This window comes from Atopomonas hussainii, assembly GCF_900109735.1.
In the GTDB taxonomy this organism is placed as follows: domain Bacteria; phylum Pseudomonadota; class Gammaproteobacteria; order Pseudomonadales; family Pseudomonadaceae; genus Atopomonas; species Atopomonas hussainii.
On sequence record NZ_FOAS01000001.1, the window covers coordinates 86,555 to 102,242 of the forward strand.

Here is a 15,688-nt window from a genome sequence, read left to right on the forward strand (position 1 = left end):
GCCTGATAGCGGTGACATTCGTGAGCCAGACTACGCCCGACGTGAGTACCTTCCAAGGCCTGATTCTTGCCCTGCAACATTTCTGGGCTGAGCAAGGCTGCGTGATTTTGCAGCCCTATGACATGGAAATGGGTGCCGGCACCTTCCACACCGCAACCTTTTTGCGCGCCATTGGCCCCGAGACTTGGAATGCCGCCTACGTGCAGCCCTCGCGCCGCCCGGCCGATGGTCGCTACGGCGAGAACCCCAACCGCCTGCAGCACTACTACCAGTTTCAGGTGGTGTTAAAGCCCAATCCGGACAACATCCAAGACCTGTACTTAGCCTCGCTGCGCCACATTGGTATCGACACCAACGTGCACGATGTGCGCTTTGTGGAAGACAACTGGGAGTCGCCAACCCTCGGCGCCTGGGGCTTAGGTTGGGAAGTGTGGCTCAACGGTATGGAAGTCACCCAGTTCACCTACTTCCAGCAAGTGGGCGGCGTGGAGTGCTATCCGGTGACTGGCGAGATCACCTACGGCTTAGAGCGCTTGGCCATGTACCTGCAAGGCGTCGACTCAGTGTATGACTTGGTCTACTCCGACGGCCCATTCGGCAAGGTCACCTACGGCGATGTGTTCCACCAAAACGAAGTGGAGCAATCGACCTACAACTTCGAGCACGCCAACGTCGAAAAACTCTTCGACCTGTTCGATTTCTACGAGGCCGAAGCTAACCGCTTGATGGAACAGCAACTGCCGCTGCCAGCCTACGAAATGGTCATCAAGGCCAGCCACAGCTTTAACCTGCTGGATGCGCGTCGAGCGATTTCGGTGACTGCTCGCCAGCAATACATTCTGCGTGTGCGCACCTTGGCGCGCAGCATCGCGCAAAGCTACCTGCTGGCGCGTGCCAAACTCGGTTTCCCGATGGCCACCCCTGAGCTGCGTGATGAAGTACTGGCCAAACTGAAGGAGGCCGAATAATGAGCGCCTATGATTTTCTGGTGGAACTGGGCACCGAAGAGCTGCCCCCTAAAGCGCTGAAAACCTTAGGCCAAGCCTTTGCCGCTGGGGTCGAGAAAGGCCTCAAGGCCGCCGGTTTAACCTACAGCCAAACGCGTTTTTTAGCCGCGCCGCGCCGCTTGGCGGTGATTGTTGAGCAGCTGGCCAGCCAGCAACCCGACCGCACCGTCAACCTCGACGGCCCGCCCTTGGCCGCCGCGTTTAAAGACGGCGAGCCGACCCAAGCCGCACTGGGCTTTGCCCGCAAGTGTGGCGTGGAGCTGAGCGAGATCGACACCTCCGGCCCCAAGCTGCGCTTTAGTCAAGAAATTGCCGGCCAAGCCGCAAGCAGCTTGCTGCCCGGCATTGTTGAGCAAGCGCTGGCCGATCTGCCGATTCCTAAGCGCATGCGCTGGGGCGCGCGTAAAGAAGAGTTCGTCCGCCCAGTGCAGTGGCTCGTCATGCTGCACGGCAACGACGTGGTGGATTGCACTGTGCTGGCACATAAAGCCGGGCGCACCTCGCGCGGCCATCGCTTCCATGCCGATCAGGATGTGACCATCGGCAACGCCGCCAGCTACGCCAGCGACCTGCGCGCCGCCTATGTGGTGGCCGATTTCGCCGAGCGCCGCGCGGCGATCCAAGCCCGCGTCGAGCAACTGGCGGCTGAACAGGGCGGCACCGCGATCGTCCCCGAAAGCCTGTTGGATGAAGTGACCGCACTGGTCGAGTGGCCCGTGCCGCTGGTCTGCTCGTTCGAGGAGCGCTTCCTCGCCGTGCCGCAAGAAGCGCTGATCACCACCATGCAGGACAACCAGAAGTACTTCTGCTTGGTGGATGGCAACGGCAAGCTGCTGCCGCGCTTTATCACCGTGGCCAACATCGAATCGAAAGACCCGGCGCAAATCATCGCCGGTAACGAGAAAGTGGTGCGCCCGCGTTTGTCCGACGCCGAGTTCTTCTTCAATCAGGACAAAAAGCACGCGCTGGAAAGCTTCAACCAGCGCCTCGCCAACGTAGTGTTCCAAGCGCAGCTAGGCAGCGTGTTTAACAAGGCCGAACGTGTTGCTGCGCTGGCCGCGTTTATCGCCACGCAGATTGGCGGCGATGCCGAGCGCGCCGCGCGTGCTGGCCTGTTGTCCAAGTGCGACCTAGCCACCGAGATGGTCGGCGAGTTCCCCGAGATGCAAGGCATCGCCGGCTACTACTACGCCCTGCACGGCGGCGAAGCCGAAGACGTTGCCCACGCGCTGAACGAACAGTACATGCCGCGCGGCGCTGGCGCCGAACTGCCGCAAACCTTAACCGGCGCTGCCGTGGCGGTGGCCGATAAGCTGGATACCTTAGTCGGCATCTTCGGCATCGGCATGCTGCCCACCGGCAGTAAAGACCCGTATGCCTTGCGCCGCGCCGCGCTCGGTGTGCTGCGGATTCTGATCGAGAAGCAGCTGGATCTGGACTTGGTCGCTGCCGTGGCCAAGGCCATCGAGCTGTACGCCGACAAGGTCAAAGCCGACGGCTTGGCCGCGCAAGTGCTGGACTTTATCTTCGACCGCCTGCGCGCGCGCTACGAAGACGAAGGCATCGACGTGGCCGTGTACCAAGCCGTGCGCGCCTTGTCGCCCGCCGCGCCGCTGGACTTCGACCAGCGCGTGCAGGCCGTGCAGGCGTTCCGCGCGCTGCCTGAAGCCGAAGCACTGGCCGCCGCTAACAAGCGGGTGTCCAACCTGCTGGCCAAAGCCGATGTGGCGGTGCCGCAGAGCATCGACGGCGCGCTGCTGAGCGAAAGCGCCGAGCAAGCGCTGGCCGAGGCCATCCAAACCGCGCAAGCCCAGGTTGCCCCGCTAGCTGCCGCACGCGATTACCGTGCTGCACTGACTCAGCTGGCCAGCCTGCGTGCGCCGGTGGATGCTTTCTTCGAGCAAGTGCTGGTGAATGCCGACGACGCTGCCGTGAAAGCCAACCGCTACGCCTTGCTGGCGCAGTTGCGCGGCTTGTTTTTGGGCGCCGCTGACATCTCGCTGCTGGGCTAAGCATGAAGCTGCTGATTCTCGACCGCGACGGAGTGATCAATCAGGACTCCGACGACTACATCAAGAGTGTCGCCGAGTGGCTGCCGCTGCCCGGCGCGGTCGAGGCCATCGCGGCACTGTCTAAGGCGGGCTGGACGATTGCCGTAGCCACCAACCAATCCGGTTTGGCGCGCGGCTATTTTGATCTGGCCACGCTAGAGGCCATGCACGTCGAGCTGCAGCGCTTAGTCGGCGAGCACGGCGGACGCGTCGATGCCATTCATTATTGCCCGCACGGGCCAGATGACGACTGCACCTGCCGCAAGCCACTACCCGGCATGATCGAAGCCATTGGCCGCCAGTTCGACGCAGATTTACGCGGCGTTTGGCTGGTAGGCGACAGCCTGCGCGATCTCGAAGCGGGCCTTGCCGTAGGCTGTCAGCCAGTGCTGGTAAAAACCGGCAAAGGTGAGCGCAGCTTGGCCAAGCCGCTGCCAGCAGGTACGCTGGTGTTCGACGACTTGGCCGCCGTGGCGCGCCATCTGCTACAAAATAGTTAAAGAAGGGTTACTAAACAGGGGGAGCCACAACATGGCTTTGCTGATCCAAGGATTGCGAACGGCATTGTTCTACTTCTTACTCGCCAGCAGCGCCTTTGTTTGGGGCTCGCTCAGTTTGTTGGTGGGGCCCTTCTTACCGTTCCCGCAGCGTTTCGCCTTTATTATCGGCACTTGGACGCGCATGGCGATGTTCTTCGCTCACCATGTGGCCGGCATTCAGGTGCGCGTACATGGCGCAGAAAATATCCCGCGTGACGCCTGCGTGATCATGGCCAAGCACCAGAGCACGTGGGAAACCTTCTTCCTGCAAACCCTAATCGCTCCGCAAGTGCAGGTAATCAAGCGCGAACTGCTTAGCGTGCCGTTTTTCGGCTGGGCGTTTGCGCTGATCAACCCCATCGCCATCGACCGCAAAGCCGGCCAGCAAGCGCTCCATCAGTTGATTGAGCAAGGCCGGGAAAACTTAAAAGACGGTAACTGGGTGCTGATCTTCCCCGAGGGCACGCGCATCCCCAATGGCCGGGTGGGCAAGTTCTCGCGCGGTGGCGCCACGCTGGCCTGCGCTGCCGGTGTGCCGGTGCTGCCGATTGCCCACAACGCCGCCACCTGCTGGCCCACCCATACTTGGTGGAAAACCCCCGGCGTGATCGACGTAGTGATTGGTGCGCCCATCGCGCCAAACGGCAATGACAGCCAAGCGATTGCCGAGCTGAACACGCGCTGCCACGACTGGATTGTGGCGCGGCAAGCCGAGCTAGGCTGCATCTTCGCCGAAGGCGAACTGGCGGATTTACGCGATGCGTAATATCAGTCTACTCAGCGCCGCCTTGCTGCTGGCCGGCTGCGCCAGCCAAGCCCCGGAGGCACAGCGCCCACAAGCGTTTAGCGCGCAAAATAACCCCGCCGCCGATTACTGCGAAACGCAGGGCGGGCGTTATGAGCGCGCCCTACAAGGCGCGGGCTACTGTCATTTACCCAATGGCACCACGCGGGATGCGGCGATGCTGCTGCAAGAAAAGCCCAACCAATAACGGCTTACGCCTGATCGCGGTCTTTCTCGACGTCTTTCGCCATCTTGCCCAATTCGCGCTGGAACTGTTCTTCCTGCACGCTACTTTTGCGCCGCCAGGCGCGACGATCGGGCTTCATTTGCGCGGCATACAGCACCACTTCGGCACCGTTTTTTTCCAGAAAAGCTTGCGCTTGTTGCTCAAGTTGCGCGCGTAGCTGGTCTTTGGTCAAAGGGTTCTCCTTAAGAAACCTAGGGGTGCCCTCACGCGGTGGCAGCCCAAAGAAGAAACACCTCCATGTAACGAGGTTGGTCACTCCAGACCGACGGCTCAATCATTCAGCCGCCGCAGCCCTCTTGGCGGCCGGCAATTTAGCATAGCTCATTGCTTTTTATAGCCATCAGCCACTATTCAGCTGACCGCTTATCGCAAATTGTGTGCGCCGCCTCCCAGCCCTGCATCAGCTCTTTGCGCTCGCTACCCCAGCGGAATTGACCCACTTCACCGGTTTCACGAATCACCCGATGACAGGGAATCAAAAAACCCAAGGTATTAGCCGCCAGCGCCGAGCCCACCGCCCGCGCCGCTTTGGGCTTGCCGGCCAAGCTGGCCAGCTGGGCGTAGCCGAGCACTTGCCCCGGCTGCGTGGCCAATAAGGCCTGCCAGACTTGCAGCTGGAAGTTACTTCCGCGTAGCAGCAGGTTCAGCGGCTGGCGGTGGCCTGCCGGGGCAAAAATGCGCATGGCATACGCCTGCGCGGCGCCTTGCTCGGCACACATCTGTGCCTGCGGCCAAAGGCGTTGGAGCTCGGCTTGGGCGAGTGCGCCGTCGTCATCAAAAAACGCCAGATGGCACAGCCCGCGCGCTGTCCAGGCCAGCAAAACCGCACCAAACGGCGAGCAGGCGGCGCCAAAGCCGATGGTCAGTCCGGCGCCTTGCGCTTTGATCTCACCGGGGCTCATGGCCTCACAGGTGACCAGCAAATCATGCAGACGACCAGGGCCGGAGAGCCCGGCACTGAAGCTGGCCTCCAGCAAAGATTGCGATGCCTTAAGGGAGGCCTTGGCGCGCTCTTTGGTTAAGAACTGCAAAAAACGCTTGGGTGACACGCCCACCCAACGACTAAACAAACGCTGAAAATGAAACTCCGAGAGCCCCACCTGCGCGGCCACTTCGGCCAGACTCGGCTGCTGCGCTTGTTGCGCGCGCAGGTAGCGAATCGCCGCCGCCATTTGCGCGTAATGCTCGGCGCTCAATGCCGCGTCGTTCATGGGCTGAGCTCCGTCTTGCGCCACAACACGCGCGGGTTAAAGCCGGTGACCAACGCCGTGCCGAGCAACACCACCAGCGCACCGCCAGCGGTGTGCCAGCCCACCGGCTCGTGCAAAAACAGCCAGCCCCACAGCACACCAAACAGCGGGATTAAAAACGTCACCGTTAACGCCTGCGCGGCGCCTAACTCGGCCAACAGGCGGAAATACAGCAAATACGCCACGCCAGAACAAACCACCCCCAACGCCAACACGGCGGCTGCTACGTCCCACCCCGGCATCTGCGCCGGCACGGCGGTGGGCAGCCACGGCAATAACAAAAAGCTCGCCGCCCACATGCTGCCATGCGCATTACTGAAGGCATCCACCTCGCTATGCCCACGCGCATAGTTAGAGGCAATGCCATAACACAACGCCGCGCCCAAGCAGGCCAGCACCGCCCACAACACCGGCGCGCTTAACTGCTGCCGGGTAAACCCCACCAACAGCGCCACACCCGCCACACCCAAAAACAAACCGAAAGCAACCCGCGCTGGCAGCGCTTGGCGCGACAGCAACGCAGCAATCAGCGCCCCCCATAAGGGCGCCGTCGCATTAAGAATGGCCATCAGCGACGCCGATAAATGCTGCGCGGCATGGCTGTATAGCCAAAACGGCAAGGCGCTATTGAACAGGCCAAGAATCAAGAAATGCCGCGCATGCACGCGCAGCGCCAGCAGGCGCTTTAGCCAAGCAGCGCACAGCAACAAGAACAGCGCAGCGCCCAACACGCGCCCGCCCGCCAACCACACGCTACCCAGCGCTGGCGCAGCGATACGCATAAAGAGAAAGGACGCGCCCCAAATAGCCGCCAAACTCAGCAGGCGCAGTGCATTGGCCGCCGTCATGGCCTACCTCAAGATCAACCGTGAGTGAGCCGCCACTATAGGGTGCTAGGCATAGGCCCTCCACCCGATTCTTGCGCTAATGGGGCATGCAGCGAACCCCTGCTGCGCGAAGCTTACGCCTGCACATCCACCGCTGGCAGGGTGCTTGGCCGCTCGGCCAAACTCTCGACTAAATCCTGCAAGCGTTGCCCGGCATCTTGTTCGGGCAAGTTACTGATCGCGTCGTTGCGGTTGATCAGGTTGCGGATGTCGTTGGCATCGGTCAGCGAGAGGGTGTTGCTGCTCGGTGCATCGCCTTCCAGTGTGACGGCGAGGTAAGTGTCGAGCTGCTGTTGTTGGCTGCGGCCGGTGTAGATGTCGGCAGCGGCGCTGCGGCGGCTGGTTTGCGTGGCCTCTTGTGCCGCTTGGGCGTTTTGCAGGCGGTCTTGAGTGGTGTCGACGGCGCGATTGACGTCTTCAGGGGTGATGCCCGCCTGCGGATTTTGCGCCGCCGCGTCGCCCACGCGACGAATCACTTGGGTGGGCAGGGGCGAATTGCCAAGGCCGTTAATCATGGGACACCTCCTAAAAACTGCAGCCAGTATAGGAGCGCCAGCGTGGTGGCCCAGTGCCGTTTGGCGAAAAAATGATCAACCGCAGTTGCCAAACGACCGACAAGAAGAAAACATCGGCAAAATAGTGGCCAAATAGCGAATAAAAGCGGCCAATATCGGCAAAAATCGATAAAGACCGCTTTTCCGCTAAGTGTTTGCCAAATGTTGCAGCGCCGGGTTAATCGGGCTTTTTAAGCTTGGGATTAGGGAAAAACTGCACCGTCTGCACCTGCGGGTTAGCTGGTTTCTTCGGCGCAGCGGCATTCACTCGTGTGGGCAATTCGCGGCTCACCGCGTTGCCGCGCTCGTCCAGCGTATCGGCATAGCCGCAGGCGACGCACTCGCGGTGCGGCACGCCGTCGACTTGCCACATGCGCAGCTTGTCCATCTCGCTACAGGCGGGGCACACAGCCCCAGCGATAAAGCGCTTTTGCACGTCGCTCATGCGGCCTCCTCACTCAAGCCGCTGTGGCGCAGCAGGGCGTCGATGCTCGGTGCGCGGCCACGGAAGCGCTGGAACAGCACCATCGGTGCTTCGGCACCGCCGTTGGCGAGAATGCAGTCGCGGAAGGCGCGGCCAGTGTCGGCGTTCAAGATGCCTTCTTCTTCGAAGCGGCTGAACGCATCGGCAGACAGCACTTCGGCCCACTTGTAGCTGTAATAACCGGCGGCGTAACCACCGGCGAAAATGTGCGCAAAGCTGTTGGGGAAGCGGTTGTAGGCCGGTGGCTGCATGACGGCCACTTCGCTACGGATAGCTTGCAGCACCTCGGCCACCGAGCGGCCATCGCCGTGGCTGGCGTGCAGTTCGAAGTCGAACAGCGAGAACTCCAACTGACGCAGCATCATCAGGCCTGAGTGGAAGTTTTTCGCCGCGAGCATCTTGTCCAACAAGCTCTGCGGCAACGCTTCGCCAGTTTCATAGTGGCCGGAGATCAGCGCTAGGCCTTGCGGCTCCCAGCACCAGTTTTCCATAAACTGACTGGGCAACTCGACGGCATCCCACGCCACGCCGTTAATGCCCGAGGCACCTGCCTCGTTCACCCGAGTGAGCAGGTGGTGCAGGCCGTGGCCGAATTCGTGGAACAGCGTGGTCACTTCATCGTGCGTCAGCAGCGCCGGCTGGCTGCCCACCGCTGGGGTAAAGTTGCACACTAAGTAAGCTACCGGCAGCTTGAGGCTGCCGGCGCTGGTCAGGCGGCGGTCTTTGCAACCGTCCATCCACGCGCCGCCGCGCTTGTTGGCGCGGGCGTAGAGGTCGATAAAGAAGCGGCCGATTTGTTCGCCGTTTTCACGAATTTCAAACAGGCGCACATCGGCGTGCCAGCGCTCGACGTCGTGCAGCTCGTTGATCTGAATGCCGTACAGGCGCTCAACGATGGCGAACATGCCGCCCAGCACCTTGTCGATCGGGAAGTACGGACGCAGCTCTTCTTGCGCGACGCTGTATTTGGCTTGGCGCAGTTTTTCGCCGAAGTAGCCGACATCCCAACTCTGCAGATCGCTCACGCCTTGCTCGGCGGCAAAGGCGCGCAATTCGGCTAAATCCTGCTCGGCAAAGCGACGGCTCTTGGCGGCCAAGTCACGTAGGAAGCTCAGCACCTGCTCGGTGGACTCGGCCATCTTGCTGGCCAGCGACAGCTCGGCGTAGTTGGCAAAACCGAGCAGCTGGGCCATTTCATGGCGCAGGTCGAGAACCTCCGCCATCAGCGGGCCGTTATCGAACTCGCCAGCATTCGGGCCTTGCTCCGAGGCGCGCGTGCTGTAGGCCTGATAGATCTCTTCACGCAGGGCGCGGTCGTCGGCGTAGGTGATGACCGCGTAGTAGCTGGGGAACTCCAGCGTGACCAGATAGCCTTCCAGCTCGCGGGCTGCGGCGGCTTGGGCCATTTGCGCCAGCGCCGAATCGGGTAGACCGGCTAAACGGCTGGCGTCCGTCAGGTGCTTGGTCCACGCCTGCGTGGCATCGAGCAGTTGGTTGGAGAACTGGTTAGACAACTCCGCCAAGCGCGCCGAGATGGCCGCAAAACGCTGTTGTTGTTCGGCGGGCAGGTCGATACCCGTGAGGCGGAAGTCGCGCAAGTTGTGCTCAAGAATGGTCTTTTGCGCCACGCTAAAACCAGCCGCGGCGGGGCTGTTGGCCAGCGCCTCGAAGGCGTTGAACAGCTCACGGTTTTGCCCCAGCTCGGTCCAATAGGCCGACAGCTGCGGCAGGCAGGCCTGATAGGCTTCACGCAACCCGGCACTATTGCACACGGCGTTGAGGTGGCTGATCGGCCCCCAGGCGAGGCCTAGGCGCTCGCCGAGTTCATCCAAGGGCTGCACCAGACTTGCCCAGCTCGGCGCGGCCGGTTGTTGAGCCAGAATCTCGGCGATCGCCGTACGGTTGTCGGCCAGAATTTGCTCGATGGCCGGCTGCGCATGGGCGGCGCTAATTTGGCTGAAAGGGGGCAGGTCGTAGGCGCAGAGCAGCGGGTTGGCTTGGGTCACGGGGCTATCCTCAGTCACAATGCGGGCATCTTAACAGGAGAGCAGCAGCATGGCCGTACGTCCCTTCCTCGAACATACCCCGGTGCTGGGCGAGCGGGTGTTTATCGACCCCAGCGCCGTGGTGCTCGGCGATGTGCACTTAGGCGACGACAGCTCGGTATGGCCGCTGGTGGTGATTCGCGGCGATATGCACCGCATCCGCATTGGCCAGCGCAGCAGCGTGCAAGACGGCAGCGTGCTGCACATCACCCACGCCGGGCCGTATAACCCCGACGGCTACCCCCTGACCATTGGCGACGACGTAACCATCGGCCACAAGGCCCTACTGCACGGCTGCACGGTGGGCAATCGGGTGTTGATCGGCATGGGCGCGATTGTCATGGACGGCGCGGTGATCGAAGACGAAGTGGTGCTCGGCGCCGGCAGCTTAGTGCCGCCGGGCAAAACGCTTGTCAGCGGCTATTTGTACGTCGGCAGCCCCGTTAAACAGGCGCGGCCACTGAGCGACAAAGAGCGTGAATACTTCCGCTACACCGCCGCTAACTACGTGAAGCTTAAAGACCAGCATCTGCAACAGGGCTATCGCGCCTAGTCGATTGCGGCGTAACAATGGCCAAAGTCTGTGGTCTGATTGCCGTGCCGAGGAGAACACCATGCGCTTAATCACTCTGCTGTTGGCCGGCGTTGCCCTTAGCGCCTGCGCCAGCACGCCGATTCCACCGCTGGCCGAGGGCCAAGTGCGGGTGAGCCTGAGCTATCACCCCGGCCAGCTGCTGATGGCGGAAAAACTCGACGAGCAGCGCTGGCCCGATGGCCGCTACTTCGACCTAGCCCCCGGTGCGCACACGCTGGAGAGCAAGCTGATCTTCGAACGCCCCGGCGGCGGCAGCTTAGGTCAAGAGAGCGAGCCGGTGCAGGTCACCTGCCATTACCGCCTGCACTACGCCGACTTCGCCGCGGGCCAGCGCTACCGCCTGCACGGCCAAGTACAAGGCTGGCGCGGCTACGTGCGTTTATACGACGAAACCGGCCAAGTACTGGCCCGCGCCAAAGAGCTACGCTGCGGGGCTTTTTAACGGCAGCGGCTCGGCCAAAAAACTCAGTATCAACTGATTAAGCGCTTCGGGCTGATCGAGCGGTGTGGCATGCCCAGAGTCGGCAATGACCTCCAGCCGCGCATTGGCTAGCTCCGCCACATAGGCGCGTTTAAACGCCAGCGGGGTGTAATCGCGATCACCACTGACCACCAATATCGGCGTGTTTAACCCCGCTAAGCGCGGCAATGCCGACCAACCGGGAAAGGCCTGTAACGCATGCAAATAATCGGGCATACGGTTGGCGCTGATGCGGGCGATTAGCTGCTCGCGCAGCGCAGCCTGCTGCGGATACGGAAAGAGTTTTTTCGCCAAGCTGCTGGCCAGCGCCGACAGACCAAACCAACGCACTAAGCGCTCGCGCAGCCAGAGCTTGCTGCGGATTTGCCATGTATCGACCGGAAAATGCGGCGCAGTGTTGATTGCGACAAAGCGCGTTACTAAATCGGGCCGCTGCGCCAGCAGCTCAAAGCCATACATTCCGCCCATCGACATGCCCACCACCGCGCAAGGGCCCAGCGCTAGGGCATCGATAAAGGCGGCCAGCTCGTCGGCCAAGGCTGGCAACGGGGTGCGCTGCAGCAAACGTCGCCCCTCGCCATGGCCAGGTAAATCAACACAGATCACCAAATAATGCTGCGACAGCGCCAGCCACTGGGCTTGCCAGTCTTGCCGGGCCGAACCTAAGCCATGTAGCAACAACACCGGGCTACCGCTACCATAACGCTCGTAACACCAAGTGCCTTGGGGCAACTCAAGCTGTAACATGACATCGCTCCTTGTGATGCGATTCAATAAAAACAATGCTGCAAAAAAGGATGTTTGCTCGCCGTCATTAATGTGCATAATTTAATTGCACTCTAATGTGAGAACGTTGAATGCAGCGCATTCCCCGCCCTAGCCAAGCCCGTAGCCAACAAGCGCTTGAGCGCTTTTTAAACGTGGCTGCCGAATTACTGCAAAGCAATCAATTCGAAGACACCGGTATTGCGCAAATTGCGCAGCAGGCGGAATCCTCCGTGGGTACGTTTTATCGCTTAATTGGCGACAAAGACTTATTACTCTACGCCGTGCACCAACGTTTTGTAGAACAAAGCCGCGCGGCTATCGACCAACTTAATGAAACCTTACTCAGTCAGCCGCTGGATTTATTTAGCCAAACCGAGCGCTATATCAGCCAAGTACTCACGCTGTTTCATGGTCGCGAAGGCTTATTACGTGCACTGATTCGCCGCAGCAGCAGCGACATGCAATTTCGCCAACGCTTTCACGAACTTAACGCCTACATCGCGCAGTCCTTTAGCTTGCTCACCTTGGCCCGCTTGCAAGGGCGTAAACACGCCAACCCCGCACAAGCCGCCGACTTGCTCGCCCATGTGCTGCTGGCCAGCATGAACTACCACACCCTCACCGGCCAGTTAGGCCGCACCCCCAACGCACAACTACCTGCCGAATTGGCGCGTATGGTGTGCAGTTATCTGCATAACGATTGGGCAGACGCTGAATAATCAGCGCCTGCCCCGTCCCGGTTAGCGACGACTTTCACGGCGCAATTGTGCTGGAGTGAAATCATTCGGGCTTAACGCCACACCAAACTGCGCGCGCGGCTCTTGGTTAGACAAAATACCCATCACGTAACGGCCATTGGTTAAGTCATACACGGCATCGCCGGCGGTCCACAGCAAAGGTTGATCGTAATAATTAATGGTGTATGACTCTGCCACGCGCCATAAATTATCGCGATTATCGTAATGATCGATTACCAATAACTGATAGCTGTCTTCATCAAAGTAAAAATCACGGGTTTTATATTGATGACGCTGCCCGGCTTTTAGCGTGGCACGCACGTGCCACACGCGGTGTGGCTCATAACGTAATAAATCAGGATTCACATGCCCAGCTTGAATCATCTCGGCATAACGATTTTTCTTACTGGCGAATTTATAGCTGTTATAGGGCACGTATTGTTCGCGCTTACCCAGCAACTGCCAGTCGTATTTGTCCGGCGCGCCGGAGAACATATCGAAGTTGTCCGTGGTGCGCATGCCATCCGACGCGGTGCCGGGCGAGTCGTAGGCCACATTAGGTGTGCGTCGCACGCGCCGCTGGCCGGCGGCATACAGCCAGGCCAATCGCGGCTCTTGCACTTGGTTCACGGTCTCGTGCACCAGCAGCTCAGTACCGGCTAAACGCGCCGGGGCCAACACCGACTGGCGGAAGTAAAACAGCACATTGCCGTTGGCTTGTGACTGATCACCAGCGGCTGGGTTGAACAAGAACAGATCCTCAATACTGCTGACAAAGAAGCTGCCGTTTTGCTGCGGCACCGCTTGTGCGTAGAAGCGCTTAACGCTGTCGCCGCGATAACGCACCAAGTGATTCCACAGCACCTCTAGCGCCGACTTAGGCACGGGGAATGGTGTAGCCAAGCTGAAATTAGCCAAACCATTGCCGCTATCCAGCAGTTGCGCACTCAGCGCATTGGCCTTGGCCGCTTGATAGACCTTGTCGGGGTACGAGGCCGAACGCCGCGTGGGGTACACCGGCAAGCGCCAGGTTTTGGGGTAGCGCTGCAACATAGCGATTTGCCCGGGGCTTAACTGCTCGCGGTATTGCGCAGCGTTGGCGTTATCGATAGTGAATAACGGCTGATCGCTGGCGTAGGGGTCGCGGTAGCCTTCGCCCTCCACATAGGCATCAGCTTGCTGCTGTAAGCCGCCCTGCCATGGCGGAATAGTTCCGGCGGCGTTGCCGGCCTGCTCGGCCCCTAGGGGCGTTAGGTTCGCGCCCAATTGCGCCGCTTCTTCGCTACTGACTTTGGCTTGTGCGCTGGCGGCTAGCAAACCGCAGGCAAAGGCGCCCAAGGCGCGCACTAGGATGGTGGTGTTCATGCGCATCTCTCCTTAGAAGCTGTATTTAACGTTGAAGCTTAAAAAGTCGCGGTCGCTGCGCTTGTTCGCCAGCCCCGCGCCGCTGTAACCGACGTATTTCACCCCGACGGTAAAGGCTTCTTGATAGATGGCATCGACGCCCAACGAATAGCTTTTCGCTTCTTCCAACAAACCGTTGGTGAGTTGCGGCGCCACACCGTTAATGCCGTATTGATAGCTGGCCGAAGGCACTAAATTGACCAGATTGAAGACGTTGCTATAAGTCAGCGACACACTGGTTTGCGCGCCCCAAGCACTGCTCGTGGCCCCGTAGTAATCCACATTGGATTCCAACCCCTGCACACGGCTGGCCACTACTTCGTTCATCCAGGTGGCAGAGTCGGAGCCAAGCAAGCCGTTGAAGTTGTAGATGCCCACCAGCGAAGCCTGCAGCATGTCTTTCTCGCGATAGCCATCGAGGCGCGTGCCGGGACTGATACCACGCGTGCTGCCGGTAAGTGCCGTGGGTAGGTATTCGCCTAACCCCAAGGCAATCGGTGCATCTGGGCGGTAACTCAACTCACCGGCCAGCGACAGGCCATTCAGCCAAGTGTCACCCCCTAAGGTGGTGTTAAAGCTCAGGCCATACAGGTCGCGATGCTCAAGATACTCGGCGTAATAACGTGCGGTATTGGCCAAGGGCAGAGTGCCCACCACTGGCAAGGTAGTTGTCTGTGCCACGGTGAGGCCGAGCATCGGCGCGCTCATGCTGTAGCGCAGGTAATAGGCGCCGAACTCGGTGTCGTTCAACTCCGGCACAAACCAACGCAAGGCAAGGCCGTACTGGCTGGCCGAGTCGGCATCCACATCGCTGTCACGCTGAATAAACGTGCTCGGCAGATAGCCTTTGAGCAAATTATTTAGCGGGCTCGCCGGCAAGGCATTGGCATAAGCTTGCGCCGCAGCCGGGCTGTCGAAGGCGCGACCACTGGTAAGCGGCTCTTGCAGTGGCGATACGCTTAGGTAGTCGCAGCCTTCGCCGAGCACATCGAGGGTGGAGTAATAGGTGCCGCAGGGGTCGATTTTCGACGCTTCCCACGCCCAACCGGGTTGCCAGTAGGCCTCGACGCTCAAGTTATCGCGCAGCTCGAACGAGCCGTAGAGCATAAAGGTCGGCATGTAGGCTTCTTTGACTTCCGAGCCGGGGGCGCGCAAGGCGTTGATGTCCACCGGGTTAGTGACGCCAATGCCGTTTTGGTAGAACAGCCCCTCGCCCCAGTTGATCACCTGCCGGCCCACGCGCAGGTTAAACGCGCGCTCATCCAGCCAAGTGCCGCTGCCGTAAACAAAGGCATCGAGAATATCGGCGCTGGAGCCTGCCTCAGCGAGGCCATCACTGCTGATTTTGCGGTGCCGGCGGCCATCTTCTTCCAACTCGAAGTCGTAGAAGGCTTTGCCGCGCAAAAACACGCCATAGCGGCCTTGGTAGTTGAAGTCCAAGTCACTGACCGCTTTCACTACTTGGGAGAACAGCTCGCCTTTTTGGAAGTTGAGGTTGCCGTCATCGCTGTTGATTAGCGCGGCGTTATCGCCGCGCCCACCATTGGCACGGGCAATTAGGCGGCGATCTTGGCTTTCCATGCGGTAGCTGACGCCGTAGGAAAGCGTGGTGTCGATGGAGAGCGTCCAGTCCGGCTCGCGGATCTGAAACGCTTGGCTCGCAGTACTACAGCCTATCAGCACCAAAGTGCCGAGTGCGAGGGGGCGGTATCCCTGTACGTTCACGATGCAGTCCTCTGGTTTTTATTGGAATCGGAACATCGGTTCCATTAAATAGACCCAAGCGCGGCACTGCGCAAGCATTAATTTGTAACCGTCGCGATATAGACCGTTGGTCAGAATGGCATTTACGGAA

At 60.2% G+C, this 15,688-nt stretch carries 17 protein-coding genes; 8 read left to right on the plus strand and 9 right to left on the minus strand.

Going from position 1 to position 15,688, the window contains the following annotated elements:
• The first annotated feature begins 20 nt into the window (after positions 1–20).
• Genes glyQ through BMX80_RS00445 form a run of 5 tightly spaced genes read left to right on the plus strand, consistent with a single transcriptional unit; the run spans position 21 to position 4,589 of the window.
• The gene (gene glyQ, locus BMX80_RS00425; RefSeq protein ID WP_071873114.1) at positions 21–968 is read left to right on the plus strand and encodes a glycine--tRNA ligase subunit alpha; all 948 of its coding nucleotides are present in this window, start codon (positions 21–23) and stop codon (positions 966–968) included.
• Positions 968–3,019, plus strand: a complete 2,052-nt coding sequence (gene glyS / locus BMX80_RS00430) for a glycine--tRNA ligase subunit beta (protein ID WP_074864024.1) — start codon at positions 968–970, stop codon at positions 3,017–3,019. The genes glyQ and glyS overlap by 1 nt, the downstream gene beginning before the upstream one ends.
• A 2-nt stretch (positions 3,020–3,021) precedes the next feature.
• Positions 3,022–3,558 (plus strand): D-glycero-beta-D-manno-heptose 1,7-bisphosphate 7-phosphatase, encoded by a 537-nt coding sequence (gene gmhB / locus BMX80_RS00435; RefSeq protein ID WP_074864025.1) that lies wholly within the window; start codon positions 3,022–3,024, stop codon positions 3,556–3,558.
• A 31-nt stretch (positions 3,559–3,589) separates the two neighbouring features.
• Positions 3,590–4,363 carry a lysophospholipid acyltransferase family protein gene (locus tag BMX80_RS00440; RefSeq protein WP_074864026.1) on the plus strand — a complete coding sequence of 258 codons (774 nt, stop codon included), beginning with the start codon at positions 3,590–3,592 and terminating at the stop codon, positions 4,361–4,363.
• Positions 4,356–4,589: a DUF333 domain-containing protein gene (locus tag BMX80_RS00445; protein WP_074864027.1), complete on the plus strand. Its 234-nt coding sequence runs from the start codon at positions 4,356–4,358 to the stop codon at positions 4,587–4,589. Before BMX80_RS00440 ends, BMX80_RS00445 begins: the two co-directional genes overlap by 8 nt.
• Before the next feature lie 4 nt (positions 4,590–4,593).
• Here the strand turns inward: BMX80_RS00445 and BMX80_RS00450 are convergent, their stop codons facing one another.
• From BMX80_RS00450 to prlC, 6 genes are all read right to left on the minus strand, one after another.
• On the minus strand, positions 4,594–4,800 hold the full coding sequence (locus BMX80_RS00450) for a hypothetical protein (protein ID WP_074864028.1): 207 nt from the start codon (positions 4,798–4,800) through the stop codon (positions 4,594–4,596).
• A gap of 175 nt (positions 4,801–4,975) precedes the next feature.
• Positions 4,976–5,839 (minus strand): bifunctional helix-turn-helix domain-containing protein/methylated-DNA--[protein]-cysteine S-methyltransferase, encoded by an 864-nt coding sequence (locus BMX80_RS00455; RefSeq protein WP_074864029.1) that lies wholly within the window; start codon positions 5,837–5,839, stop codon positions 4,976–4,978.
• The gene (locus BMX80_RS00460; protein ID WP_074864030.1) at positions 5,836–6,726 is read right to left on the minus strand and encodes a DMT family transporter; all 891 of its coding nucleotides are present in this window, start codon (positions 6,724–6,726) and stop codon (positions 5,836–5,838) included. The genes BMX80_RS00455 and BMX80_RS00460 overlap by 4 nt, the downstream gene beginning before the upstream one ends.
• Positions 6,727–6,839: 113 nt before the next feature.
• On the minus strand, positions 6,840–7,280 hold the full coding sequence (locus tag BMX80_RS00465) for a nitroreductase family protein (protein ID WP_074864031.1): 441 nt from the start codon (positions 7,278–7,280) through the stop codon (positions 6,840–6,842).
• 217 nt (positions 7,281–7,497) lie between these two features.
• On the minus strand, positions 7,498–7,764 hold the full coding sequence (locus BMX80_RS00470) for a YheV family putative zinc ribbon protein (protein ID WP_074864032.1): 267 nt from the start codon (positions 7,762–7,764) through the stop codon (positions 7,498–7,500).
• The gene (gene prlC / locus BMX80_RS00475) at positions 7,761–9,809 is read right to left on the minus strand and encodes an oligopeptidase A (protein WP_074864033.1); all 2,049 of its coding nucleotides are present in this window, start codon (positions 9,807–9,809) and stop codon (positions 7,761–7,763) included. The genes BMX80_RS00470 and prlC overlap by 4 nt, the downstream gene beginning before the upstream one ends.
• Before the next feature lie 49 nt (positions 9,810–9,858).
• Between prlC and BMX80_RS00480 the strand changes: the two genes are divergently transcribed.
• The gene (locus BMX80_RS00480) at positions 9,859–10,401 is read left to right on the plus strand and encodes a gamma carbonic anhydrase family protein (protein WP_074864034.1); all 543 of its coding nucleotides are present in this window, start codon (positions 9,859–9,861) and stop codon (positions 10,399–10,401) included.
• Positions 10,402–10,462: 61 nt separating this feature from the next.
• Positions 10,463–10,885 (plus strand): PA0061/PA0062 family lipoprotein, encoded by a 423-nt coding sequence (locus BMX80_RS00485; RefSeq protein ID WP_074864035.1) that lies wholly within the window; start codon positions 10,463–10,465, stop codon positions 10,883–10,885.
• Here BMX80_RS00485 and BMX80_RS00490 read toward each other — a convergent pair.
• The gene (locus BMX80_RS00490; RefSeq protein WP_074864036.1) at positions 10,865–11,671 is read right to left on the minus strand and encodes an alpha/beta fold hydrolase; all 807 of its coding nucleotides are present in this window, start codon (positions 11,669–11,671) and stop codon (positions 10,865–10,867) included. The two genes, BMX80_RS00485 and BMX80_RS00490, sit on opposite strands and share 21 nt — an antisense overlap.
• Before the next feature lie 110 nt (positions 11,672–11,781).
• Between BMX80_RS00490 and BMX80_RS00495 the strand changes: the two genes are divergently transcribed.
• Entirely contained in the window at positions 11,782–12,411 is a 630-nt protein-coding gene (locus tag BMX80_RS00495) for a TetR/AcrR family transcriptional regulator (RefSeq protein ID WP_071871661.1), read from the plus strand.
• Positions 12,412–12,432: 21 nt separating this feature from the next.
• Here BMX80_RS00495 and BMX80_RS00500 read toward each other — a convergent pair whose 3' ends face one another.
• On the minus strand, positions 12,433–13,794 hold the full coding sequence (locus BMX80_RS00500) for a DUF1329 domain-containing protein (protein WP_074864037.1): 1,362 nt from the start codon (positions 13,792–13,794) through the stop codon (positions 12,433–12,435).
• Between the two features lie 12 nt (positions 13,795–13,806).
• The gene (locus BMX80_RS00505; protein WP_175474864.1) at positions 13,807–15,558 is read right to left on the minus strand and encodes a DUF1302 domain-containing protein; all 1,752 of its coding nucleotides are present in this window, start codon (positions 15,556–15,558) and stop codon (positions 13,807–13,809) included.
• Positions 15,559–15,688 lie beyond the last annotated feature (130 nt).